Below are 24,297 nucleotides of genomic sequence, written 5' to 3'. Positions count from 1 at the left end.
CGTTAAAAGCGACCCCGGTATGGGTTCTGCCGGCCTCCTAGGAGCTTGCCCTAATGACCTCGACGATTTTGGAGATGCGCGACATCACCAAGACGTTCCCCGGCGTGAAGGCGCTCTCGAACGTCAACCTCAGCGTAGAGGAAGGCGAGATCCACGCCGTGGTCGGCGAAAATGGCGCCGGCAAGTCGACGCTGATGAAGGTGCTGTCGGGCGTCTATCCCTCCGGCACCTATGATGGCCAGATCATTTTTCAGGGCCAGGAATGCCATTTCAAAGGCATCCATGACAGCGAACACAAGGGCATTGTCATCATCCACCAGGAACTTGCGCTGGTGCCGATGCTGTCGATCGCCGAGAACATTTTCCTCGGCAACGAGCACGCCAGCTACGGCGTCATCGACTGGGACGCCAACGAGGCACGCACGTCCGGGCTTTTGAAGAAAGTCGGGCTCAAGGAAGACCCCAAGACGCTGATCACCCATATCGGCGTCGGCAAGCAGCAGCTGGTCGAGATCGCCAAGGCACTCAGCAAGGAAGTGAAGCTCCTGATCCTCGATGAGCCGACGGCATCGCTCAGCGAGAAGGACAGCCAGGCGCTGCTCGATCTTTTGCTTGAGTTCAAGCGGCAGGGCATGACCTCGATCCTGATCTCCCACAAGCTCAACGAGGTGAACCGCGTCGCCGACAAGGTGACGGTGATCCGCGACGGGCGCACGATCGAGACATTGCCGAGGAAGGACATCAGCGAGGACCGGATCATCACCTCCATGGTCGGCCGGTCCCTCGACGATCGCTACCCGCCGCGCGAGCCTCATATCGGCGACGTCATTTTCGAGGTCAAGGACTGGTCCGTCTACCACCCGATCCATGCCGAACGGCAAGTGATCAAGAGCATCGACCTCAAGGTGCGCAAGGGCGAAGTTGTCGGCATCGCCGGGCTGATGGGCGCCGGCCGCACCGAATTCGCCATGAGCCTGTTCGGTCGCTCCTATGGCCGGCGCATCAGCGGCGAGGTGCTGCTCAACGGCAAGCCCGTGGACCTTTCGACAGTGGGCAAGGCGGTGCAGAACGGCATCGCCTACGTCACCGAAGACCGCAAAACCTATGGGCTGAACCTCATTGACCACATCAAGCACAATGTGACATTGGCCAACCTCGCCGGCGTTTCCAATGGCGGCGTCATCGACGATATGCACGAAATGAGCGTCGCCAACGATTATCGCAAAAAGACCAATATCCGCGCATCCAGCGTCTATCAACTGACCGGCAATCTCTCGGGCGGCAACCAGCAGAAGGTGGTGCTATCGAAATGGCTGTTCGCCGACCCGGAAGTTCTGATCCTCGACGAGCCGACGCGCGGCATTGACGTCGGTGCCAAGTACGAAATCTATACAATCATCGCTCGCCTCGCCGCCGAGGGCAAGGCGATCATCGTCATCTCATCGGAAATGCCGGAACTGCTCGGCATCTCCGACAGAATATATGTCATGAACGAAGGGCGCATCGTTGGCGAGATGGCGGCAAGCGACGCCAGCCAGGAAAAAATCATGCGCGCCATTGTTCGCGGAGAAGGAAAAGCATCATGAGCACAGACAGCGCTCCCGCGCCGCAAAGCGGCACCGCCGAGGACGTCAAGCAGGGTCCTCGCATCGCCGTCTCGGCGCTGACGACGAACCTGCGCGAATACGGCCTGATCATCGCGCTGATCGTCATCATGCTGTTCTTCCAGTACACGACGTCGGGAACGCTGTTCAAACCAGTCAACCTCAGCAACCTGGTGCAGCAGAACTCGTTCATCATCGTCATGGCGCTCGGCATGCTGCTGGTCATCGTCGCCGGCTATATCGATCTCAGCGTAGGCTCGGTCGCCGGCTTCATCGGCGCACTTGCCGCCATGATGATGGTGATCTGGCCTCTTGGCATGTTCAGCAATCCGCTCGTTGTCTCGATCGTCTGCCTGATCGTCGGTGGGTTGATCGGTGGCGCGCAAGGCTACTGGATCGCCTATCACCGCATACCAAGCTTCATCGTGACGCTCGCCGGCATGCTGATCTTTCGCGGCATCTGCCAGGCGCTGCTTGGCGGCGGCTCCTCGGTCGGTCCGCTGCCCGACAGTTTCAAGGCACTGAGTTCCGGCTTCATCCCGGACGTGATCGGCCCGCTGACGCTGATCCCACCGACGGTGAATGCCGCCGGCAAGACCATTTTGGGTAGCGGGCTCACGCTGCACATGACGACGATCGTGCTGGGCGTGATCGCGGTGCTCGCCTACGCCTATTTCGGCTTCAGGGCGCGGCGCAAGCGCGAACGCCACGGCTATGAGGCCGAACCTTTCGCGCTGTTCGTCATCAAGATCCTGGTAGGCAGCGCGCTGGCGCTGTTCCTGGTCTTCCAGTTCGCGACCTATCGGGGCCTGCCGATCGTGCTGCTGGTGATGGGCGTGCTGATTTCATTGTTCGTCTTCGTCACCAAGCGCATGACCATCGGCCGCCGCATCTACGCCATGGGCGGCAACGCCAAGGCGGCGCAACTGTCGGGCATCAACACCGAGCGGCTGACGCTCCTGGTGTTCGTCAATATGGGCGTGCTGTCGGCTCTCGGCGGCCTCATCATCGCCGCGCGTCTCGGCCAGGCCGTGCCGGCCGCGGGCCTCGGCAGCGAGCTCGACGTTATTGCGGCCGTCTTCATCGGCGGCGCCTCGGCGATGGGCGGCGTCGGCCAGGTCATTGGCGCTGTGGTCGGCGGCTTCATCATGGGCGTGATGAACAACGGCATGTCGATCATGGGCGTCAATGTCGACTGGCAGCAGGTGGTCAAGGGACTGGTCCTGCTCGGGGCCGTCATCTTCGACGTCTACAACAAGAACAAGGCTTAAGGGCTGGGGCGAGGACTAGGAGGCATACGGGTTCTAGATCGCGAAGCTGCCGGCGGCCCGTCGGCACCAAGAAGTCCGGGGAAGGACCAGGTTCGCGAACGCAATCCGGACGAACGTTTCAACCGTGGCGCGTTCCCGCGCCGCGCCGGTCAGGGTTTGCCCATTGGCAGCCGGATACAGATAAATGAGAGAGGACTGATCATGCTGATCTCGCAGATTCTCGACGACGCCGAGACGATCCGTGTCGTTGCCCGCAGCGGCGGGAAGACCCGGATCATCAACGGCGCGCGCAGCGTCTATTCGCTGGCGATGGAGGCCGCCCGCACCGGCGTCGGCCTGACGGCCCTGATCGAACGCAAGGGACTTGGCGAGACGGTCGATCTCGACGCCGCCTACAAGCGGGGGCGCCTCCTGTCGCCGATCAATCACCCCGACCCGGCGCATCTGCATCTGACCGGCACGGGGTTGACGCATCTCGGTTCGGCCGCGACGCGCGATTCCATGCACAAGAAGCTCAGCACCGACGGCGAGGAGCAACTCACCGATTCCATGAAGATGTTCCGCATGGGACTGGAAGGCGGCAAGCCCGCGAAAGGCCAGATCGGCGTGCAGCCGGAATGGTTCTACAAGGGCAACGGTACCATGGCGGTCGCGCCTGGTGCCGCGCTCATGTCACCGGCCTTTGCCAAGGATGCCGGCGAAGAACCAGAGATCGCCGGGATCTATGTCATCGGCGATGACGGCGCGCCATTCCGTGTCGGCTTCACGCTGTCGAACGAATTCTCGGACCATGTGACGGAGCGCGTGAACTATCTGTTCCTCGCCCACTCCAAGCTGCGCAATGCCTCGTTCGGGCCCGAAATTCTGATCGGCGACCTGCCTTCGGACATCCGCGGCACGTCACGCATCGTGCGCGACGGCAGGACAATGTGGGAGAAGCCGTTCCTGTCGGGCGAAGCGAACATGTCGCACACCATCGCCAATCTCGAGCACCACCATTTCAAATATTCGGCGTTCCGCCAGCCGGGAGACGTGCATGTGCATATGTTCGGAACGGCCACGCTGTCCTTCGCCGACGGCGTCACGACCGAAGCCGGCGACGTGTTCGAGATCGAAGCCGGGGATTTCGGCCTGCCGCTGCGCAACCCGCTGGAAATCGAAAAGCCGGTGAAGGTGGCGGTGAAGGCGCTGTGAAGCGCCAGAAGTAAAGGACGTCATCTATGGTCCTATGACAGGCTTTGACATATGGTCCCAAGTTATTTGCCAGGCGCCATACGAACCTTTGGCTTCGCGCTCTTGCTCGCGGACGCGTCCTCCGTGGCTTATGGAGCCGCGCAGTGCAGTCCCAAATCCTATGGCGAAGCACTCGGACTTATGAAGAACCGGCTTCTAACGTCCGGGTACGCAAGCCCTCAGGTCGAATTTCTGATGCAAAACGCCGACCGGCGAATGTCCACGCTTGGCGGTGCGAAACTGAACGAAGCGGCCAAACCATGCGGGATAGACTCAGCCCGAGCCCATGTCCTCGGCTGCCTGGACAAAGTCCTGTTCCCCTTGCAAGGATCAAAGGCTTCGCTTGACGCTGCAAGGCAGACACGCAGCTGGGGTAAAACGCAACTCGCACGGCGCGAACTGCTGTTCATCGGCAGCTTCAATGCGTGTCTCGGCATTGCGAAAAAGCGCATGTTTCACGGCTAGTCGAACGTCAAACGGATGCTGAAGTCGTCGAGCCTACGGGGTCGGCTAACGTTCTGCATGGCCTCATGGCGCCAGGATCAGCGCGGGCGGAAATGCTTGGACAGCTTCAGGCCTTGTGCCTGGTAGTTCGAGCCCAGGTCGGTCCCGTAAAGCGCCTGCGGGCGCTTTAGCATGTGTTCGTAGACCAGCCGGCCGACGATCTGGCCATGATCGAGGATGAACGGCACTTCGTGGCTACGCACTTCGAGCACCGCGCGGCTGCCGGTGCCGCCGGCCGCCGAATGGCCGAACCCCGGATCGAAAAACCCGGCATAGTGGACACGGAACTCGCCGACAAGCGGATCGAAGGGCGTCATCTCGGCGGCGTAGAGCGGCGGCACATGCACCGCCTCCTGGCTGACGAGGATGTAGAACTCGTCAGGATCGAGCACCAGTTCGCCGGCGCCGCTCTTGTGGATCGGCTCCCAGAAGTCGAGGACATCCTGGGCGGCACGCTTGTCGACATCGATGAGGCCAGTGTGGTGCTTGCCGCGATAGCCGACCAGCCCATCCTTGTCGCCATTGAGATCGATCGACAGCGCGATGCCGCCGCCAGAAATGTTCGGCGGCTCGGTGGCGACCAGCATCTCGGCGCGGTGCAATTCATGCAGTTCGGCTTCCGAAAGCAGCGCGTTGCCGGTGCGAAAGCGGATTTGAGACAGGCGCGAACCGGTGCGCGCAACGATCGGGAAGGTGCGCGGGCTGACTTCGAGATAGAGCGGACCGTTGTAGCCGGCGGCGATCTTGTCGAACTCGTGGCCACGGTCGGTCATGACGCGGGTGAAGATGTCGAGGCGACCGGTCGAGCTCTTTGGATTGGCCGAGGCCGAAATGTCAGCCGGCAGGGCCAGGCTTTCGAGCAGCGGCACAATATAGACGCAGCCGGTTTCGAGAACCGCGCCTTCGGCCAGATTGATCTCGTGCAGTTGCAGCCGATCAAGTTTTTCCGAGACCTTGTGGTTGGGACCGGGCAAGAACGAGGCCCGCACCCGCCAGGCCTTTTCGCCCAATCTGAGATCAAGACTAGCCGGCTGGATCTGGTCGGCATCGAGCGCACGCGGCGACTTCAGCGCGCCGGACTGGAACAGCGCCGAAATGTCCTGATCGGGAAGAATGCCTGTCTGCCGCAAAGTCTGGCTCCGCCCCAAGACTGGTCTCCTTTGTTGCAGGTTCTTGCCGCAAAACCGCTGGGCACTTGGCGGAACCTGCCTTGGTACAAACCTCTTAATGAAGCCGGCAATTGACGCAAGCGTGGCGCGGGTCTAAAGGGTCGTTATCCCGTGGTGATTTGGCCGGTCGGCTTGCAGCCACGTTAAACAAGTCGCTAAAGGACCGTCGGGCCGCAAGGCCGTATGGACCGGTTGCGACTTTTTCGCGGCCGGTTTTTTTTGTGTTTGGATAGGACGATGACGAGCAAGACGCGCAACTGGAAACCTCAGACGGCACTCGTGCATGGCGGAACCCTGCGTTCCGGCTTCGGCGAAACCTCCGAGGCGATTTATCTGACCCAGGGCTATGTCTACAAGACCGCCCAAGCGGCGGAAGCCCGCTTCAAGGGCGAAGAGCCTGGCTTCATCTATTCGCGTTACGCCAACCCGACCGTCGACATGTTCGAAAAGCGCATGTGCGCGCTGGAAGGCGCCGAGGACGCGCGCGCCACGGCATCGGGCATGGCGGCGGTGACGGCGGCGCTGCTGTGCAGCGCCAAGGCCGGCGACCATATAGTGGCGGCGCGCGCGCTGTTCGGCTCCTGCCGCTGGGTGGTCGAGACGCTGGCGCCGCGCTATGGCATCGAGGCGACTTTGGTCGACGGCACCGACATTGCCAATTGGGAAAAGGCGGTCAGGCCGAACACCAAGCTGTTCTTCCTGGAAAGCCCGACCAATCCGACGCTGGAAGTCGTCGACATCGCGGCCGTTGCCTCGCTTGCCAACTCGATCGGCGCGCGGCTTGTCGTCGACAACGTCTTCGCCACGCCGCTGCAGCAGAAGCCGTTGCAGCTTGGCGCGCACATCGTCGTCTACTCGGCCACCAAGCACATTGACGGCCAGGGCCGCTGTCTGGGCGGTGTCATCCTGTCGGACAAGAAGTGGATCGACGAAAACCTGCACGACTATTTCCGCCACACCGGCCCCAGCCTGTCGCCGTTCAATGCCTGGACCTTGCTGAAGGGCCTCGAGACGCTGCCGGTGCGCGTGCGCCAGCAGACGGAAAGTGCTGGCAGGATCGCCGACTTCCTGGCCGAGCAGCCGCAGATCGCTCGCGTCATCTATCCCGGCCGCGCCGACCACCCGCAGGCTGATATCGTCAAGAAGCAGATGTCGGGCGGTTCGACTCTGATCTGCCTCGACGTCAAGGGTGGCAAGCCGGCGGCCTTCGCCCTGCAGAACGCCCTCGACATCGTGCTGATCTCGAACAATCTCGGCGATGCCAAGAGCCTGATCACCCATCCGGCGACGACGACGCACAAGAATTTGAGCGACGAGACCCGCGCCGAACTCGGCATCGGGCCTGGCACGCTCAGGCTGTCTGTCGGCCTGGAGGACGCCGACGACCTGCTGGAAGACATCGCGCAGGCGTTGCAGGCAGCCAGATAAGCTGCTTAGGAGCGTCGTCCGCGGCGATCAGGCGCGCGACGGCGTCTCCTCCAATTCGGCCGCCTTGGTGCGGATGGTCATGGCATTGCCACGCCAGTCGACGGCGCCGCCGAGCCAGCCGCGCGCCCAGATGGACGGGAGCATCACGTCCCGCGCGATCATCGCCGCGACCATGCGCGGCGACAGATGCCAGCCCTTGGACAAGGCCAGCGCGCATTCCGGAAGGTAGAAGGCCGCCAACACGGCAATCGCGGTTGCCCAGAGGCTGACGCCCGCGCTCGCCGCCGCAACCAGCGCGAGCGCGAGAGGCACCGCTGCGCCGGTCAGGATTTCCGGCGCGAAGAACCGCGGAAAGGTGACGCGGCGCAGGCGCGCCCAGCGGGCCTGGCGCGACCAAATCTCGCCAACGGTACGCTGGCCGAGCGGCTGCTCGAAGGGCGCCGCAACGAGATTGACGCGCAGGCCGAGGCCGTTGACCAGCTTGGTGGCGGCGGCGTCCTCGGCGATCTCGGCAGCCAGCGCCCGAATGCCGCCATTGGCGTCCAGCATCGGCTTGTTCCACAGCATGCTCTTGCCCTGGGCAAAGCCGAGGCCGAGCGCCTCGCCGGCATACTGCCAGCGGGCCTGCAATGTGTTGAGGAAGGCGCATTCGACATCGGCCCAGAAACCCTCGGGTCGCGAGCCGATCGGCGTCGAGCAGACAAGGCCGGTGTCGGGCCGCCATGCCGCCATCATGTGCTCGACATAGTCCCTCGGCATCAAGACGTTGGAATCGGCGAGAATGACCCAGCTGTGGCGCGCCGCTTCCCAGCCCTTGACGCAATTGTTGAGCTTTGGATTGGCGCTGACACGGTCGTCACCGATCAGCAGCCGGGCCGGCACCTTGGAAAACCGGGCAATCGCCCTGTTTATCAGTTTGACCACCAGATCGTCGGCATGGGCGACGCAGAAGATCAGCTCATAACGTGGCCAGTCGAGCGCGAAGGCGCGTTCCAGCGTCTCATGCGTGAACGCCTCGACGCCACGCGACGGGACGACGATCGATACCGGTTGCGACTTGGCGGCGGGCGGGGCGATCGTGCCGCGCCGTTTCAGCCGTGAGGCGGCGAGCGAAATGCTGGCGGCGTTTGAAAGGATGAGAGCGGTCGAAAGCGAGGCGGCTATGAAGGTGAGTTCCATCGAGATCTGGTCACTCCGGAAAGGCCGCCCGCATCGTGGCCGTTTTCAACAGTTCGACAGAGCGCCGAGTCGCCCGGTTCGTGCACACCACCATTGTCGTGTGTCACTTAAATGACATTCTTTGCCGGCACCTGCGGTTCAAGGCTAGGCGCGACAAGACGCGCACGTTGACCTGCTCACCGGGAGCGTCGAAAATCGTCGGATTGTTTTGGAGCCGCTCATGTACCGCGCCGTGACGCGCAACATCGAAGTGCAGGTCAGGCCGTTCTATCTCGAGGACCGTTCGGATCCCTCGGAGAACCGCTATGTCTGGGGCTATCAGATAACGATCGACAACCAGTCGGACGAGTTCGTGCAGTTGTTGTCGCGCTACTGGCACATCACCGATGGTGCCGGCCGGGTCGAGGAAGTGCGCGGGCCGGGCGTTGTCGGCGACCAGCCGGAGCTCAATCCCGGCGACAGCTATCAATATACGTCCGGCTGCCCGCTCTCGACACCGTCCGGGATCATGGTCGGACGCTACACGATGCGCAACAAGCGCGGCGAGACGTTCGACATCGCAATCCCCGCCTTCTCGCTCGATCTGCCGGGGACAAGGCGCACGGTGAACTGAGCACCGGCGGTCGCGCTGCCCCTCATCCGCCCGTCGGGCACCTTCTCCCCGTGAACGGGGAGAAGGAAAGATAGCTCACTGAGCCGCAAATTCCGCCGGATCGAAGTCGTACTGCGTCGAGCAGAACTCGCAGGCGACGTGGATGCCGCCATCCTCGGTGCTGTCCTCGATCTCCTGCGCGGAGAAGCCCTCGAGGATGCCGCGGATCTTGTCCCGGGAGCATGAGCACTGATCGGCGACGGGAACGCCGCCGAAGACGCGCACGCCATGCTCGTGGAACAAGCGGTAGAGCAGCCGCTCGGCGCCGATGGTCGGGTCGATCAATTCGGTCGGCTCGATGGTGCCGAGCAAGGCCAGCAACTCCTGCCAGGAATTGTCCGTGGGATCATGGATCTCCTCGCGCGGATCGCCATCCCCACCCGGCAGATCCGGAATGCGCATGCGCTCGGGCGATTGCGGCAGGAACTGCGCCAGGATACCGCCGGCGCGCCACTGCTCGCGCGCACCGCCGACACCGGGCGTCAGCAGCTTGGCGACCGAGAGCCTGAGGTCGGTCGGGATCTGTTCCGACTGGCGGAAATAGGTGCGCGCCGCCTCTTCCAGCGTCTCGCCGTCGAGCTGGACGATGCCCTGATAGCGCTGCGTATGGGCGCCCTGGTCGATGGTCAGCGCCAGCACGCCGCTGCCAAGCAGCGTTTGCTGCGAGGTCTCGCCGGCCGCGATCAGTGCCTCCAGCCGGTCGGCGTCGAAACGCGCATAGGCGCGCAGCGCCGAGGGCGTGGAAAAGTCCGCGACCAGCATGTCGACGGGCCCATCGGTACGGGTCTGCAGGATGAACTTGCCTTCGAACTTGAGCGAGGTGCCGAGCAGCACCGTCAGCACACAGGCTTCCGCCAGCAGGCGGGCGACCGGCTCGGGATAGTCGTGGCGGCCAAGGATGGCGTCGAGCATCGGCCCGAGCTGGACCGTGCGGCCACGCACGTCGAGCGGACCGACTTCGAAGGGAACGACGTGATCGTCGCCGGCGTAGCCGAACTCGCCGAGTTTGGGGTGATGTTCAGTCACTTGATGGCTTTCCAACATGACAAAGCTCCAGGGCGCGGCCATGCGGCCCTGGTGGGCACATGCGTCCAAACGCGCTTGATTTGCGTGATGCGGCGCAGATAGGCATCGCGCCCTCGCAGATCAAGCGCCCAGACATTTCAGGCGCCCAGGCACTTCAGGCGCCCAAGAGACTTCAAGCGCCCAAGAAACTTCAAGCACCGAGGCACCAGGCGAGCACGGCCTTCTGGGCGTGGAGCCGGTTCTCGGCCTCGTCGAACACCACCGAATGCGGCCCGTCGATGACCTCGTCGGTCACCTCCTCGCCGCGATGGGCCGGCAGGCAATGCATGAACAGGGCATCGGGCTTTGCCCTGGCCATCAGCGCTGCGTTGACCTGATAGGGCGAGAAGACATTGTGGCCGCGAGCACGGTGTTCCTGGCCCATCGACACCCAGCAGTCGGTGACGATGCAGTCGGCCTGGTCGACGGCTTCCTCTGGCGAGCGGGTGAAATGCAGCTTGCCGCCATGCGCCTTGGACCAGTCGATATGCTTCTGCGCCGGTTCGCTGCCTTCGGGCACGGCGACGTTGAGATTGAAGCGGAACCGTGCCGAGGCCTCGAGCAGCGAGTGCAGCACATTGTTGCCGTCGCCGGTCCAGGCGATCGTCTTGCCAGCCACCGGCCCGCGATGCTCCTCGAAAGTCATGATGTCGGCCATCAGCTGGCAGGGATGGGTGTCGTCGGTCAGGCCGTTGATCACCGGAACGGTCGCGTTCTCGGTCAGCTCCAGCAGCCGCTCATGCGAGGTGGTGCGGATCATGATCGCATCGACGTAGCGCGACAGCACCTTGGCGGTATCGGCGATGGTCTCGGAGCGGCCTAGCTGCATCTCGGTGCCGGTCAACATGATGGTCTCGCCGCCAAGCTGGCGCATGCCGACGTCGAAAGAAACGCGCGTGCGCGTCGATGGTTTGTCGAAGATCATCGCCAGCACCTTGCCTTCGAGCGGCTTGGTCCGCTCACCGGCCTTGAGACGCGCCTTTCGCGTCACCGCGTCATCCAGCATGAAGCGCAAATCGCCTTCGGAAACGGTGGAAAGATCAGTGAAATGGCGGACTGACATCAGGAATGGTTCCGGATTACTTCGCGGCGGCGGAGGCCATGGCCTCCGACAGGCCCTTGGCGCCAGCGCGGATGCGGTTGAGCGCTTCGTGAATCTCGGCATCGGTGACGGTGAGCGGTGGCAGCAGGCGAATGACGTTGTCGCCGGCCGGAACGGCCAGCAAATGCTGGTCGCGCAGCGCCATGTTCACCTTGCCGTTGGGCATCGCGCATTTGAGGCCGAGCATCAGCCCGGTGCCCCTGATATCCTCGACAATTTCGGGGAATTCGTCAGCTATTGACGCAAGCCCCTGCTTCATCAGAAGCGCCTTGCGCTGGACATCCTCGAGAAAGCCATCTTCCAGCACCACGTCGAGCACGGCGTTGCCGACCGCCATTGCCAGCGGATTGCCGCCGAATGTGGTGCCGTGCACGCCGGCGGTCATGCCGACGGCCGCCTCGTCGGTGGCAAGGCAGGCGCCCATCGGAAAACCGCCGCCAATGCCCTTGGCGATTGCCATGATGTCGGGCGTCACACCCGACCACTCATGCGCGAACAGCTTGCCGGTACGGCCGATGCCGCACTGGACCTCGTCATAGATCAACAACAGGCCGTGCTGTTCGCAGAGCTGCCGCAGCCGCTTCAGCGACTGTGTCGGCACCGGACGGATACCGCCCTCGCCTTGCACCGGCTCGATCAGGATCGCGGCGGTCTCCGGCGTGATCGCCTTTTCAGCGGCGTCGATGTCGTCGAAACCGACCTGGTCGAAGCCTTCGACCTTGGGTCCGAAGCCTTCGAGGTATTTGTACTGGCCGCCAGCCGCGATGGTCGCCAGCGTGCGGCCATGGAAGGCGCCTTCGAAGGTGATGACGCGGAAGCGCTCGGGATGGCCCTTGACGAAGTGGTAGCGCCGCGCCGTCTTGATCGCGCATTCCAGCGCCTCGGCGCCGGAATTGGTGAAGAACACCTTGTCGGCGAAGGTGGCATCGGCCAGCCGCTCGCCAAGCCTGCTCTGCCCCGGGATTTCATAGAGATTGGAGACGTGCCAGAGTTTCGCCGCCTGTTCGGTGAGGGCCGCGACCAGATGCGGATGACCGTGGCCAAGCGAATTGACCGCGATACCGCCGGCGAAATCGAGATATCGCTCGCCCTTGTCGGTAACCAGCCATGTGCCTTCCCCATGGTCGAAGGCCAGGGGTGCGCGAGCAAAGGTCTCGTAAAGCGCCGAACCGCTCATTATATGCGTCTCCGGTACCGGAAAATCAAAAAAGCCGCCAAAGCGGCGGCCTTCTGCGGCTTATCGTGTTTTTCGGCCATGAAGTCAACGAAAACGTCGCGTAGTGGCGCGCGGCAAGCCCCCTGACGCGACGCCGGCTCATGAGCGACCGGGCAAGTTGGGGAAAACCGAAAAAACCGATTCGTGTTGCACTTGGGACTCTTGTCACCGAGTCAGCGCATAGAGTAGTTGTAGTCGAGAAATAACTAGATTTCGTGCGGCGGACCTAATCACCAGATATATGTGGTGTCTGCCCCAGCAGTTGTGCTGGGCCGGGAATGGATTCTGATTGCCGCACGCTTATGAGGAGCGCGGTCATGAACTGGACTGACGAGCGGGTAGAACTCTTGAGAAAACTGTGGTCGGAGGGTCTGAGCGCAAGCCAGATTGCTGCGCAGCTTGGAGGGGTCAGCCGCAACGCGGTCATCGGCAAGGTGCACCGGCTGAAGCTGTCGGGCCGTGGCCGCGCAACAGCCACGCCGGCACGCCAGAAAAAGGCATCGCAAGGCTCCTCCGTCCAGAAGTCGGTGGCGCGCGCCGCGAGCACGGCACGCCATGTCACGACTTCGATCGGCGCGACGGCCCTTCAGACGCAATTCGACGCCGAACCCGTGGCAAGGCACTACATCCGCCCGGTCGAGAACGTCGTGGTACCGATCTCACGGCATCTGCAGCTCGTCGAACTGACCGAGCGCACCTGCAAATGGCCGAACGGCGATCCGCTTTCGGAGGACTTCAATTTCTGCGGCAACGAAGCCGCCGAAACCGGTCCCTACTGCAAATACCATGCCCGCGTGGCGTTCCAGCCAGCGGCGGAGCGGCGGCGGAATCGCTGAGCGAATAGCGAATAGCGAATAGCGAATAGCGAATAGCGAATAGCGAATAGACAGTGATTGAGCTTCCGCGAGGGAGCAATGCAGTTTTTCCCCTATTCGCTACTCCCTATTCGCTATTCGCTCTTTTACAGCCACCCATTCTTCCTGAACCGCCAGTACAGGAAGCAGCAGATCAGCGCGATCATGGTCAGCACCATCGGGTAGCCATATTCCATCTTCAGCTCCGGCATGTCGGTAAAGTTCATGCCGTAGATGCCCGCGAAGGCGGTTGGCACCGCCAGGATGGCCGCCCAGGAGGCGAGTTTCTTGGAGATCGCCGTTTCCTGGCTTTGACCGACCAGAAGACTGGCCTCGAAGGCGAAGGCCAGCACCTCGCGCAGGCTGTCGATCTTCTCCTGGACGGTACGGATATGATCCGTCACGTCGCGGAACAGCGGGTGCATGGCCGAATGGATCTGTGGCAGCTCAGCGCTGGTCAGCCGGCGACAGACTTCCACCAGGGGCAATGCCGCGTTGCGCAGGCGCAGGAGGTCGCGGCGCAGCATGTAAAGCCGCTCGATATCGGGGCCGGTCATGGGCTTCAGCAGGACCTTGTCCTCGATCGCCTCGACCTCGTCCTCGATCTGCTCGAGCACGGGCATGTAGTTGTCGACGATGAAGTCGAGAATGGCGTAGAGGACGAAATCCTCGCCCTTGGCCAGCGAATGCGGGCAGCTTTCCCAGTGCTGGCGCACAGCGGCATAGGATGTCGAAGGGCCGTGCCTGACGCTGACGATGTAGCCTGAGCCTACAAACAGATGCGTCTCGCCGAAGGTGACGCGCCCTTCGATCAATTGCGCCGTGCGAGCGACGATGAACAGCGCATCGCCATATTGCTCGATCTTTGGCCGCTGGTGCGGGTGCTCGGCATCCTCGATCGCCAGCTCATGCAGATGAAACTGCGCCTTGACGCGCAACAGAAGTTCGCGGTCGGGTTCAAGCAGCCCGATCCAGACGACATGTCCCGATTTCTTGGCCCACTCGCCGGCTTCCTCGATGGGAATATCGGCGATGCGGTGCCCGGCGGTGTAGACACCGCAGGCGATGATGCCCGATGTCGGCGGCGAGGGCTTGAACTCCCGGACATATTCCATCGCGGCCTCCCGAAAGCGTTGCCTTCCCTAGGGAACCGGCAAGCTTATCTCGGGATAGTTTAGCGCAATATGATCAAGGGTTCGAGAGGACGTGCGTTCACTTCACCGGCAGCGCCGCGGGGAGGCCGATCTTGTCCGTCTTGTCGCTCTTCGGCCGCTCGGCCGGCATCTGGTCGCCGGTGACGATGTAGTAGATGGTCTCGGCGATGTTGGTGGCGTGATCGCCGATGCGCTCGATGTTCTTGGCGCAGAACAGCAGATGCGTACAGGGCGTGATGTTGCGCGGATCTTCCATCATGTAGGTCAGCAATTCGCGAAACAGCGACGTGTACATGGCATCGATCTGGTCGTCACGGTCGCGCACGAAGCCGATCTTGTCGACCGAACGCGACGCATAGACGTCGAGGACTTCCTTCAGCTGGGTCAGCGCCAGGTTGGCCAACGCCTCCAGGCCGCGGAAAAGGCTGGTCGGCTGACGGCCGTCGGTGACGGCGACCACCCGTTTGGCAACGTTCTTGCCGAGGTCGCCGACCCGCTCGAGGTCGGCCGAAATGCGGATGGCGCCGACGATCTCGCGCAGGTCCGTCGCCATCGGCTGGCGCTTGGCGATGATGATGATCGCCTTGTCGTCGATCTCACGCTGCCCCTCATCCAGCACGACGTCGTCGCGAATGACCTTCTGGGCCAATCCCGGATCGGCATTGACCAAGGCGGCGACCGCCTGCTCGACCATGCGCTCGGCATGGCCGCCCATTGCGGCGATGCGCTTGGAGAGATATTTCAGTTCCTCGTCAAAGGCGCTCATTGTGTGAACGGACTGCATGGACGAAATGCCTTCCCACGGGGTGTCTTGATCTTGAGTCGTTTCCTCGAATCCCCGCTGATACGCTAACCGGATGACAGAAAAAAGAAACGGTCCCGTGGAAAACTAGGGCAGTATCAGTGCGCCGGCAAATGGACCGAGAAGGCGGCGCCCTTGCCGACCTCGGACTTGATCGTCAGCCTGGCATTGTGACGCGTCAGGATGTGCTTGACGATCGACAAGCCAAGTCCCGTGCCTTTCTGGGTCCGGCTGGTCTCGACATCGATGCGATAGAAGCGCTCGGTGATGCGCGGGATATGCTCCTCGGGAATGCCGGGGCCAAAATCCCTGATCGTCACGTCGATGCCTGGTTCGGAACCATCATCGCCACGCGCGATCGACACCACGACGCGGCCGCCCGACCGGCCGTATTTGCAGGCATTTTCCAAAAGGTTCTCGAAGACCTGGAACAACTCGTCGCGATCACCCGGCACATCGAGCGGCCCCTCGGCGAAATCGCGTTCGATGGCGACATTGTTTTCCCGGGCGAGCGGTCCGAGCGAATCGATGACGCTGTCGACGGTCTGGCGCAGATCGACTTCGGTTCCCGGCTTCAGATAGGGCTTCATCTCCAGCCGCGACAGCGACAGGAGATCATCGATCAGTCGCGCCATGCGGCCGGTCTGGTTCTGCATGATCTGGAGGAACTGCTCGCGCGCCGCCGGATCGTTGCGGGCCGGTCCGCGCAGCGTTTCGATGAATCCAGCGATCGAGGCCAGCGGGGTGCGCAACTCGTGACTGGCATTGGCGATGAAGTCGGCGCGCATGCGGTCTATGCGCCGCGTCTCGCTCTGGTCCTTGAAGACCAGCACATAGAGGTCGGTGCCATGCCCGACCGAGGACGCGCTGACTCGGTAGGCTCGTTCGACGGGAAGTTTCTCGGTATAGTCGACAACATCCGAGGCGACGGTGCCCGACAGAACACTGTCCAGCAGAGCCTGCATTTCCGGCGCCCGGAATTTCAGCGGCAGCGATATGCCGGGCGCGATGCCGCCAAAGGCGGCAAAAGCGGCGGCGTTGGCGTGGACGATGGTGGCGGCCTGGTCGAAGATGATGAGCGGATCGGCGACGGCGGCCGCGAGATATTCGCCGGACAGGCGCTGCAAGCCCATCGCTTCGATTGCCCCGGCGCTCTCGGCGGAATGGCGCGCAGCTGTAACCGGCAATAGTGCCGCCGCCAGCAGCAGGAGCAGCGCCGGTACCAGCACGTAGGCGGAAATACCCGCGAAGCCATAGGCGATCAGGACTGCCACGACACCGGCCGCGAGCAGCCAGCGGCTGGTCCACAGCCGGGCGGCGATCGCTTGCCCCATGCCTTTCTGCTCCGCGCCCAGGTCAGTCATTCGCGCGCCCAGCCTCCACCGGTCACACGGCGGCGAAAACTTCCGCTGGACCGCAAATCAAAAGTGCTACAGCGTCCTTTGCGCGCCCAAATGGACACGCGGCGCTGTAGTGGCTCCCAATAGCATGAGTCCAGACACTTAAAAGGGTTCGTCTGCATGAATAAGGCCAAGGAAAATTCCACCACGCCAACTTCAGGTCCGCTGAAAATCCGGATCGGCGGCAAGGAACGGGAGTTCGATATCGAGAATCCCGAGCTTCCGGACTGGGTCGAGGAGAACAAGCTGACCGCGGGCGGGTATCCCTACGACAAGAAGATGAAAGCCGAGGAGTACGACGAGACGCTCGAGCAATTGCAGATCGAGCTGGTCAAAGCGCAGGCATGGCTGCAGGCGACCGGCAAGCGGGCGATGGCGCTGTTCGAGGGGCGTGACGCCGCCGGCAAGGGCGGCACGATCTTCGTGCTGCGCCAGTACCTCAACCCGCGCACGGCGCGCAACGTCGCGCTGACCAAGCCAACCCCGACGGAGCTGGGGCAATGGTATTATCAGCGCTATGCCGACCATTTCCCGACGTCGGGCGAATTCGTCACCTTCGACCGCTCATGGTACAACCGCGCCGGCGTCGAGCCGGTGATGGGTTTTTGCACCCCAGAACAGCACGAGAAGTTTCTCGACGAGACGCCGCATTTCGAACGAATGATCGTCAATGACGGCATCCATTTCTTCAAATTCTGGCTGAACATCGGCCAGGAGACGCAGCTCGAGCGCTTTCACGATCGCCGCTACAGCCCCCTCAAGAGCTGGAAGTTCTCGCCGATCGACATTGCCGGCATCACCAAGTGGGACGACTACACCAAGGCGCGCGACAGCATGTTCGAGCGCACCCACAAGGAGTTCGCGCCATGGATCATCGTGCGGGCCAACGACAAGCGACGAGCGCGGCTGGCAGTGATGCGTCGCATCCTCCTGTCGCTGCCCTATGAGGGGCGCGATCTCGATATCATCGGCAAGGAAGACAAGAAGATCATCGGCGAAGGGCCATCATTCCTGGGCAAGCAGGACTGATTTTTTTGGCGCCGCGCAGCCAAAGGCGGCGCGGCGCCATTGATGAGCGCCCTTGATCCGGCTCTACAGCATGTCGCGGCGAATGGGATTCGGCCGACCTGCTGTAAGCTTCTGATTTTATGCATGTCGTTATCCCGGAACCGAGGACACTTCCGGGCGACATGCATTAGGCCGCCAGGCGCGCGATCCGCTGCAACCGTCGCAGCGTGCCGTCGTCCTGCAGCGCCTGCTGGAACAGCGATATCTCCTCATCGATGCGCTCGCAAAGCGCGGCGGTGTTGCCCTTGAGCAGGCCGCGCGTCTGCAGCAACGCCGCAACCGGCTTTTTGGCGAGCTGCCTGGCCCGGCCGAGCGTCGCCTCCTCGACGCTGCCTTCCGGGACGATCTCGGCGACCAGGCCGAGCGCCCTGGCATCTTCGGCACGAAGCGTGTCGCCGAGGCAGAAGAAGCGGAAGGCACCGGCATAGCCGAGCTTCTGCGGCGCCAGGATGCTGGTCGCCGCGTCGGGCACCAGGCCGAAATCGACGAATGGCACCCGGAACGTGCTTTTTTCCGACGCGATCACCATGTCGCAATGGAAGAGGATGGTGCAGCCGACGCCGACGGCATCGCCGTCGACACAGGCCAGGATGGGCTTTGGAAACGTCGCCAGCATGCGGAACATGTCGGTGACGGCGGCGATCAGCTTCTGATGCTTGGTGGCATCCAGGAATTCGGAAAAGTCGCCGCCAAGACAGAAGCAGCCCGCCAGGCCGCGCAGCACGACGACCCGCACCTCGTCGTTCTCGGCGGCTTCATGAAACGTCCTGGCAAGGCTCTCATAGGCCCTCCTGTCGAGCACCGGCCGGCCGTCATTCGACGATACGGTGACGATCAGCGCATGGTTGCGCAGTTCGGGTTGCGGGTGCGCGTTCATGACGCCCTCCTTTGGCCGAACATGTCGGGATATCCCCTGGCCAGGACGGGTGCATGATGATTGCGGCGCGAACGCACCACGTCCAGCGTGTGCTCGTTGAAGGTGAGCAGCGTCGCCACGACCTGCTGGTTGCCATAGGTGCGCTGATAGCCCAGCGGCGTCGCCAGGAAGTGCAGTTGCAATGCGCGCAGCACCCACATCGGCTCGAACTCGATGATGACCTTGTCGACGCCGCGCTCGAGACCCCACTCGACGAAACCGGCTATCAATTCCGTGCCGACGGTCGAGACGCCGCGCCGGCCATCGCGAAAACCCGGAGCCACCGCATAGCGGGTCAACTCCCAGATGTTGGGGCCCGCCGGCGGCGTTCCTTCGGAGAGATCGGTCAACACCTCGGTCAGCAGATGCGGCCGTGTGGTCGGCAACATCCTCTGATAGCCCGCGACTTCATCGCCCCTGATGACGATCTGATGCACCGCCTCGTCATGATCGAACTGGTCGACCTCAAAACCGTCGGGGCGCCGCAGGTCCTCCCATCCCATTTCCTCGACGAATATCCGGTAGCGCAGCCGATGGACGGCCTCCCAGAGGTCGGGGCGTTCCATCAATTCCTTGGTCGAAAGACAAAAAAGCATTCCGTAGTCTCCTGTGGTTCAGGGGAAGATACGGCCGTGCTTCGATGCGAAAATTGCGTGATCACGTAGGCAAGAAGTTCTAGGCCTGCACGGCCGACCTAGCTAATGTATCCGCGCCTTATCGCCTCGGCGACTGCCTGCACCCGGTTGACGGCACCGAGTTTGCTTTTGGCGTTAAGAAGATGTTTCTCCGACGTGTGCTCGGAGATGCCGAGGATTTGCGAAATCTCCCATTCGGACTTGCCGACCGCGGCCCATTGCAGGCACTCGCGTTCGCGCGGCGTCAGTTCGATGTGATCGATGGTCGTGGCCGCCATGGTGTGAAGTTGCATGGCGCGGCCAATGGCATAGGTCGAGACCAGCGAGACCAGACCGAACTCGGCCGCCGACAGTTCCACGGCCTCGCCACCCAGCGACACCATGACGATTTCGCCATCGAGCGTGATCAGCGGGAAGGCCAGCCCGTCGCGCAGCTTGAAGGCGCCGGCGTCGCCCATCACTTCGCCACTGCTCTTGTCGATGCGAACGCCCTGGGCGGCTTCCCGCCACTGGAACGGCGCCTGCAGCTGTTTCATGTGACTGACGACGGGATCGTGATCGACATAGTTGCGCGTCACATAGCGCTCGAGCCATTCGACCGGCCAGTCGCAAAGCAGCACATGCTGCTTTTGCTGCACCGTCGGCGTGCCCGGCCGCGGAACGGTTCCGGCCATCAGCGCGGTCAGGCCGAACTCCGATGTTACGCCTAACAGTTTCTCGCAGACCGCGGCCGCCGTTGCGGCGTGCTGCAGCTGGTCCATGTATTCCAGCGTCCGATCGAACTGACTCATCGCAACATCAACCCCATGTTGCCTTATGCATTGAAGTCCATGGTCCACGCCATGCGGGCACTTCGCCACCGACCAGGAATTGCAAAGCGCCCGCTTCCGGTTGTGGTTCTCGACCCTGGTACCCCCACCAGGGCAGCCACCGCTGTTTGCAAACCCACCAAATCATATCCCGAAATCGAAGCGTTGAAATCAAAAAGCATTGTGCCTGTACCATTTTCATACCAAAACCGGCACGAGCACGGTGCGGGGAGTTCTATCGTGGCGTTCCAATGGAGGTTCCAGGTCCTGGCAGCGGCGCTCATCGCGGCACTGGTTTTGGTTCCCGGAGCGCGCGCGGCGGAGCCGCAGGTACCAGTGCTATGGGACGCCAAGGAGCGGCTGCCCAAGCCAGACCTTTCGGCACTGCCGCGGCTGCGGTTCCTGACGACCACGGATTTTCCACCTTTCAATTTCCTCGATGGTTCGGGAAAGCTGTCCGGTTTCCATATCGACCTGGCGCGGGCCATCTGCGCGGAACTCGATATCGTCGACAAGTGCCAGATCCAGGCCTTGCCCTGGGCGGAACTTCAAGGCGCGCTCGAGAAAGGCGAAGGCGAGGCGATCATCGCCGGCATTGCCGCAACGCCGCAGTCGCGACAGACATACGCCTTCTCGCGCGCCTACCTGCAATTCCCGGCACGCTTCATCATGCCGAAGAACAAGGCGCTGGCGGAACCGATCTTCGACAAATTGCACGGCAAGCGCGTCGGCGTGATATCAGGTTCGGCGCATGAACGCATGCTGCGCGACTATTTCGGCACGGTCCAGATCGTCCCCTTCGACAGACCGGAAGCCCTCTACGGCGACCTCAAGGCCGGCAAGATCGACGCCGCCTTCGGCGACGGCATGCGATTCGCCTTCTGGCTGGGCGGCTCCGATGCCGCCGGCTGCTGCCGCTTTGCCGGCGGCCCCTACCTGGCGCCCGAATATCTGGGCACCGGCATGGCCATCGCCACGCGGGCGGACAATCCGGCACTGGCCGCGGCACTCGACTACGCGTTGCAGGAGATATCGATGAAAGGCACCTTCGCCGAATTCTATCTGCGCTATTTCCCGGTCAGTTTCTTCTGATCCGGTCCGGTCAGTTTCTTCTGATCCGGTCCGGTTTCTTCTAAGCACAGCCGATATTCAGGTGACCTGAACCCCAACAGCCCTCGTTGAGGCCGATGTCAGGTGAGCGTGCGAAGCCTTGCCTTCGCCGCACGGCCGATCGCCGCGACGGTCAGCGTGTCGAGATCGAGCTGACGGCGGATCAGCTGCAGCACGCGCACCTCTTCCAGCCGCATCTCCAGATCGACAGCGGCGACCTCGAAGGCGGCTGCGTAGGCAGTGTCGCGCAACCGCTCCGGCAGCGCCTCCGCAACCTGGGTCAGGACACCTTCCAGCCCATCCTTCTCATGCAGCATCTTCTGGCAGGCCTGGGCCACGGCAACCAGCCGGTCCTGCCTGAAATCCTCGAACACCGGCCACGAGCGGACGACATCGCCGATCCTGGCCAGTTCGACGTCGGTCATGTCCCGGTCGGAGGCCGAAGTGATGACCATCAGATAGATCAGGGCTTCGTGCGGGGTGGGCGACGGCATTCTTTTGCTCCTTGAACGGGCTTCGAAGGTAGGAAGGTGAGCCCGAGGCCGCAAGGAAAAAGCGCCCCACGCGTTGACGCTCCGGCCACGCGCGCCTAGAGACCGGTTGAAAATTGACACTTGCAGCCAGAGCGGCGAATAATTTTGGAAAACAGGACCATGGCGGGATCAAACATCATCGATCTCAATCCCGAACTGCTGACGGCCGCGGTCGAGAGCAAGGCATGGCCGTTCGAGGAAGCCAAAAAGATCATCGAACGCTACAAGGGCGCCGACTTTCCAGAATCGATCCTGTTCGAAACCGGCTATGGACCGTCGGGCCTGCCGCATATCGGCACGTTCGGCGAAGTGGCGCGCACATCGATGGTGCGTCATGCGTTCCGCGTGCTGACGCAGGACAAGGTCGCGACCAAGCTGCTGTGTTTTTCGGACGACATGGACGGCATGCGCAAGATACCCGACAGCGTGCCGGATCGCGCAGCGCTGGAGCCGCATCTGCACAAGCCGCTGTCGTCGGTGCCCAATCCGTTTGAAGGCGACTATGCGAGCTTCGCCGATCACAACAATGCGATGCTCTGCCGCTTCCTCGACACGTTCGGCTTCGACTATGAATTCGCCAGCGCGACGCAGTACTACAAGGCCGGCCGTTTCGATGCGATGCTGTTGCGCGCCGCCGAACGCTACGACCAGATCATGGCGGTCATGCTGCCGACGCTTGGGCCGGAGCGGCAGGCGACCTACAGCCCCTTCCTGCCGATCTCGCCGAAGAGCGGGCGCGTGCTTTACGTTCCCATGAAGCATGTGGACGCCAAGGCCGGCACCATCACCTTCGACGATGAAGGCACCGAAACCACGCTGCCGGTCACCGGCGGCAGGGTGAAGCTGCAGTGGAAGCCGGATTTCGGCATGCGCTGGGCGGCCCTCGGCGTCGACTTCGAGATGTTCGGCAAGGATCACCAGACCAATGCGGTGGTCTATGACCGCATCTGCAACATCCTGGGCGGGCGGGCGCCGGAGCATTTCGTCTACGAGCTGTTCCTCGACGAGAACGGCCAGAAGATCTCCAAGTCGAAGGGCAATGGCCTGACGATCGACGAATGGCTGACCTATGCGCCGACCGAGAGCCTGGGGCTCTACATGTACCAGCGGCCGCGGCAGGCCAAGAAGCTCTATTTCGACGTCATCCCGCGGGCCGTGGACGAATATTACACCTTCCTCGCCGCATACCCGCGTCAGGACTGGAAGGAGCGGCTGGGCAACCCGGTCTGGCATATGCATGACGGCAATCCGCCCGCCATCGACATGCCGGTACCGTTCTCGTTGCTGCTCAACCTGGTCAGCGCCTCCAATGCGCAGAACAAGGACGTGCTGTGGGGCTTCATCTCGCGCCACGTGCAGGGCGTGACGCCTGCCACCCATCCCGAGCTCGACCGGCTGACGGGCTATGCGATCCGCTATTTCGACGATTTCGTGAAGCCGACGAAGACCTTTCGACCGGCCGACGAGGTCGAGCGCGAAGCGCTGCTGACTCTCGAAAAGGCTCTTGGCGACTTGCCGGCGGGCGCCAGCGGCGAGGCGATCCAGAACGCTTCGCTCAACGTGGCGCGCAAGATCGAACGCTACCAGGACCATTCCAAGCAGAGCCCTGAAGGCGGCCCCGGCGTTTCAGGCGTCTTCTTCCAGATGATCTATCAGGTGCTGATCGGCCAGGAACGCGGTCCACGCTTCGGATCCTTCGCCGCCCTCTACGGCGTCACCGAGACCCGCTCGCTCATTCAGAAGGCGTTGGCTGGTCAGCTGGCTTGAGGACGCCGCCGTCCTCTTCCAGGATCGAGCCCGGCGCCTGAGGCGCCGGGGCGGGTGCGGCCGGTGCCGCCGAGATGCCGGCAAGGTTCGGCGCCGATCCGAAAATGCCTTTCTTAGCGCTTTGTGCTTTGTCACCCGCTTCCACATAGGGCCCGCCCTTGGCGGCGCGCCCCCAGCCGTTTTCGACCAGCCATTGACCGACATCCTGCTTGCCGATCCGGCACTCCGCCGCGATCCGGTCGCGACCACCTTCCGGCGGCACCGTGCAGACCACGGCGCGACCGCGCAGGAAGGCGCGGAACGCCGTGCGGGCACGGACACCGCACGGCCAGGATTTGCCGTCGGTGGTGCAGATCTCGTCCTGCCCGACGACATCGATGCCGGAAACGGCGACCGAATAGCCTTTCGCCTCGATCAGGCCGGCGGCCGGGGCGACCGGCTGGAACAGCTTTGTGCCGTTCCAGTCGTCGGGCATCTTCGGCTTGGGCGGCACGGCGAGCGCCAGCTTGCTCAACGGCTCGCGCGGCTCGACCCGCTCGAGCTCTCCGGCGGGCAGTTCCGGCGGCGCGACGACCTGCGGATCGATCGCCCGCGAATGCGCCGCCGATTTTGGCGGCTGCGGAGCAGGTATGGCTGAGGTGGCAGGTTCTTCTGGTACCGTCCCGGTGTCAGCCCGCGGGATCGTATCGGCGCCGGGATCGATCTGATCCACCGCAACAGTGCTTGCGCTGCCTTTCAGCGTGCGTCCGCCGGCAACGACCAGCGCCGCCATTACCGGAACCATCAGAACCGCCAGGACAAGATGGGGAAGTCGCACCCGTTGCAC

General features: G+C 62.7%; 23 protein-coding genes and 1 riboswitch. Of the genes, 10 read left to right on the top strand and 13 right to left on the bottom strand.

The genetic code is table 11. From position 1 onward, the window contains the following. The first annotated feature begins 53 nt into the window (after nucleotides 1–53). The 4 genes from mmsA (at nucleotide 54) to O7A70_RS04850 (ending at nucleotide 4,573) form a co-directional block, all read left to right on the top strand. Complete coding sequence (gene mmsA / locus O7A70_RS04865; protein WP_337139357.1) at nucleotides 54–1,586, top strand: multiple monosaccharide ABC transporter ATP-binding protein; 1,533 nt, start codon at nucleotides 54–56, stop codon at nucleotides 1,584–1,586. Beyond that, nucleotides 1,583–2,875 carry a multiple monosaccharide ABC transporter permease gene (mmsB, locus tag O7A70_RS04860; RefSeq protein WP_337139356.1) on the top strand — a complete coding sequence of 431 codons (1,293 nt, stop codon included), beginning with the start codon at nucleotides 1,583–1,585 and terminating at the stop codon, nucleotides 2,873–2,875. Before mmsA ends, mmsB begins: the two co-directional genes overlap by 4 nt. 201 nt (nucleotides 2,876–3,076) lie before the next feature. Continuing rightward, on the top strand, nucleotides 3,077–4,069 hold the full coding sequence (gene araD1, locus O7A70_RS04855) for an AraD1 family protein (protein ID WP_027145660.1): 993 nt from the start codon (nucleotides 3,077–3,079) through the stop codon (nucleotides 4,067–4,069). Nucleotides 4,070–4,303: 234 nt separating this feature from the next. Next, the gene (locus O7A70_RS04850) at nucleotides 4,304–4,573 is read left to right on the top strand and encodes a hypothetical protein (RefSeq protein ID WP_337139355.1); all 270 of its coding nucleotides are present in this window, start codon (nucleotides 4,304–4,306) and stop codon (nucleotides 4,571–4,573) included. 77 nt (nucleotides 4,574–4,650) lie between these two features. On the opposite strand, the gene O7A70_RS04845 is transcribed toward O7A70_RS04850, so the two are convergent. After that, nucleotides 4,651–5,742, bottom strand: a complete 1,092-nt coding sequence (locus O7A70_RS04845) for a 2'-deoxycytidine 5'-triphosphate deaminase (RefSeq protein WP_337139681.1) — start codon at nucleotides 5,740–5,742, stop codon at nucleotides 4,651–4,653. 140 nt (nucleotides 5,743–5,882) lie between these two features. Beyond that, nucleotides 5,883–5,960: riboswitch (SAM riboswitch) on the top strand. Between the two features lie 58 nt (nucleotides 5,961–6,018). Here O7A70_RS04845 and O7A70_RS04840 point away from each other — a divergent pair. Continuing rightward, the gene (locus tag O7A70_RS04840) at nucleotides 6,019–7,209 is read left to right on the top strand and encodes an O-succinylhomoserine sulfhydrylase (RefSeq protein ID WP_337139354.1); all 1,191 of its coding nucleotides are present in this window, start codon (nucleotides 6,019–6,021) and stop codon (nucleotides 7,207–7,209) included. Nucleotides 7,210–7,236: 27 nt separating this feature from the next. Here O7A70_RS04840 and O7A70_RS04835 read toward each other — a convergent pair whose 3' ends face one another. Next, on the bottom strand, nucleotides 7,237–8,388 hold the full coding sequence (locus tag O7A70_RS04835; RefSeq protein WP_337139353.1) for a ceramide glucosyltransferase: 1,152 nt from the start codon (nucleotides 8,386–8,388) through the stop codon (nucleotides 7,237–7,239). A gap of 220 nt (nucleotides 8,389–8,608) precedes the next feature. Between O7A70_RS04835 and apaG the strand changes: the two genes are divergently transcribed. Next, a complete protein-coding gene (gene apaG, locus O7A70_RS04830) occupies nucleotides 8,609–9,001 on the top strand; it encodes a Co2+/Mg2+ efflux protein ApaG (protein ID WP_027146773.1) in 393 nt (130 codons plus the stop codon). 75 nt (nucleotides 9,002–9,076) lie between these two features. Here apaG and O7A70_RS04825 read toward each other — a convergent pair whose 3' ends face one another. The 3 genes from O7A70_RS04825 to O7A70_RS04815 all read right to left on the bottom strand — a co-directional run bounded on the left by O7A70_RS04825 (nucleotide 9,077) and on the right by O7A70_RS04815 (nucleotide 12,384). Beyond that, entirely contained in the window at nucleotides 9,077–10,108 is a 1,032-nt protein-coding gene (locus O7A70_RS04825; protein WP_337139352.1) for an Hsp33 family molecular chaperone, read from the bottom strand. Between the two features lie 148 nt (nucleotides 10,109–10,256). Next, complete coding sequence (gene argF, locus O7A70_RS04820; protein WP_140507557.1) at nucleotides 10,257–11,168, bottom strand: ornithine carbamoyltransferase; 912 nt, start codon at nucleotides 11,166–11,168, stop codon at nucleotides 10,257–10,259. 16 nt (nucleotides 11,169–11,184) lie between these two features. Beyond that, nucleotides 11,185–12,384: an aspartate aminotransferase family protein gene (locus O7A70_RS04815; RefSeq protein WP_337139351.1), complete on the bottom strand. Its 1,200-nt coding sequence runs from the start codon at nucleotides 12,382–12,384 to the stop codon at nucleotides 11,185–11,187. Nucleotides 12,385–12,740: 356 nt separating this feature from the next. On the opposite strand from O7A70_RS04815, the gene O7A70_RS04810 reads away from it, so the two are divergent. Next, a complete protein-coding gene (locus tag O7A70_RS04810) occupies nucleotides 12,741–13,259 on the top strand; it encodes a GcrA family cell cycle regulator (protein ID WP_027141966.1) in 519 nt (172 codons plus the stop codon). A 125-nt stretch (nucleotides 13,260–13,384) separates the two neighbouring features. Here O7A70_RS04810 and O7A70_RS04805 read toward each other — a convergent pair whose 3' ends face one another. The 3 genes from O7A70_RS04805 to O7A70_RS04795 all read right to left on the bottom strand — a co-directional run bounded on the left by O7A70_RS04805 (nucleotide 13,385) and on the right by O7A70_RS04795 (nucleotide 16,597). Then, nucleotides 13,385–14,392 carry a magnesium and cobalt transport protein CorA gene (locus tag O7A70_RS04805; protein ID WP_337139350.1) on the bottom strand — a complete coding sequence of 336 codons (1,008 nt, stop codon included), beginning with the start codon at nucleotides 14,390–14,392 and terminating at the stop codon, nucleotides 13,385–13,387. A 97-nt stretch (nucleotides 14,393–14,489) separates the two neighbouring features. Beyond that, nucleotides 14,490–15,215: a phosphate signaling complex protein PhoU gene (phoU, locus tag O7A70_RS04800; RefSeq protein ID WP_337139349.1), complete on the bottom strand. Its 726-nt coding sequence runs from the start codon at nucleotides 15,213–15,215 to the stop codon at nucleotides 14,490–14,492. Nucleotides 15,216–15,331: 116 nt separating this feature from the next. Beyond that, nucleotides 15,332–16,597, bottom strand: a complete 1,266-nt coding sequence (locus O7A70_RS04795) for an ATP-binding protein (RefSeq protein WP_337139348.1) — start codon at nucleotides 16,595–16,597, stop codon at nucleotides 15,332–15,334. 156 nt (nucleotides 16,598–16,753) lie between these two features. Here O7A70_RS04795 and ppk2 point away from each other — a divergent pair, with 156 nt between their 5' ends. Then, nucleotides 16,754–17,662, top strand: a complete 909-nt coding sequence (ppk2, locus tag O7A70_RS04790; RefSeq protein WP_337139347.1) for a polyphosphate kinase 2 — start codon at nucleotides 16,754–16,756, stop codon at nucleotides 17,660–17,662. 166 nt (nucleotides 17,663–17,828) lie between these two features. On the opposite strand, the gene O7A70_RS04785 is transcribed toward ppk2, so the two are convergent. From O7A70_RS04785 to O7A70_RS04775, 3 genes are all read right to left on the bottom strand, one after another. After that, a complete protein-coding gene (locus O7A70_RS04785) occupies nucleotides 17,829–18,578 on the bottom strand; it encodes an enoyl-CoA hydratase-related protein (RefSeq protein WP_337139346.1) in 750 nt (249 codons plus the stop codon). Further along, a complete protein-coding gene (locus O7A70_RS04780) occupies nucleotides 18,575–19,213 on the bottom strand; it encodes an acyl-homoserine-lactone synthase (RefSeq protein WP_337139344.1) in 639 nt (212 codons plus the stop codon). The genes O7A70_RS04785 and O7A70_RS04780 overlap by 4 nt, the downstream gene beginning before the upstream one ends. Before the next feature lie 98 nt (nucleotides 19,214–19,311). Next, the gene (locus O7A70_RS04775; protein WP_337139343.1) at nucleotides 19,312–20,043 is read right to left on the bottom strand and encodes a helix-turn-helix transcriptional regulator; all 732 of its coding nucleotides are present in this window, start codon (nucleotides 20,041–20,043) and stop codon (nucleotides 19,312–19,314) included. Nucleotides 20,044–20,301: 258 nt separating this feature from the next. On the opposite strand from O7A70_RS04775, the gene O7A70_RS04770 reads away from it, so the two are divergent. After that, nucleotides 20,302–21,153, top strand: coding sequence for a transporter substrate-binding domain-containing protein (locus O7A70_RS04770; RefSeq protein ID WP_442920932.1), 852 nt, complete (start codon nucleotides 20,302–20,304; stop codon nucleotides 21,151–21,153). A 98-nt stretch (nucleotides 21,154–21,251) separates the two neighbouring features. Here O7A70_RS04770 and O7A70_RS04765 read toward each other — a convergent pair whose 3' ends face one another. Continuing rightward, the gene (locus O7A70_RS04765; RefSeq protein WP_027141975.1) at nucleotides 21,252–21,665 is read right to left on the bottom strand and encodes a tellurite resistance TerB family protein; all 414 of its coding nucleotides are present in this window, start codon (nucleotides 21,663–21,665) and stop codon (nucleotides 21,252–21,254) included. 159 nt (nucleotides 21,666–21,824) lie between these two features. On the opposite strand from O7A70_RS04765, the gene O7A70_RS04760 reads away from it, so the two are divergent. Continuing rightward, the gene (locus O7A70_RS04760) at nucleotides 21,825–23,471 is read left to right on the top strand and encodes a lysine--tRNA ligase (RefSeq protein ID WP_337139342.1); all 1,647 of its coding nucleotides are present in this window, start codon (nucleotides 21,825–21,827) and stop codon (nucleotides 23,469–23,471) included. Here O7A70_RS04760 and O7A70_RS04755 read toward each other — a convergent pair. Next, the gene (locus tag O7A70_RS04755) at nucleotides 23,437–24,288 is read right to left on the bottom strand and encodes a thermonuclease family protein (protein ID WP_442921156.1); all 852 of its coding nucleotides are present in this window, start codon (nucleotides 24,286–24,288) and stop codon (nucleotides 23,437–23,439) included. The two genes, O7A70_RS04760 and O7A70_RS04755, sit on opposite strands and share 35 nt — an antisense overlap. Nucleotides 24,289–24,297: the final 9 nt, after the last annotated feature.

It is taken from the genome of Mesorhizobium sp. Cs1299R1N1 (genome assembly GCF_037179655.1).
GTDB classification, from domain to species: Bacteria; Pseudomonadota; Alphaproteobacteria; order Rhizobiales; family Rhizobiaceae; genus Mesorhizobium; species Mesorhizobium salmacidum.
Note: the sequence above shows the minus strand (reverse complement) of the source record. Positions and strands in the feature narration are given on the sequence as shown.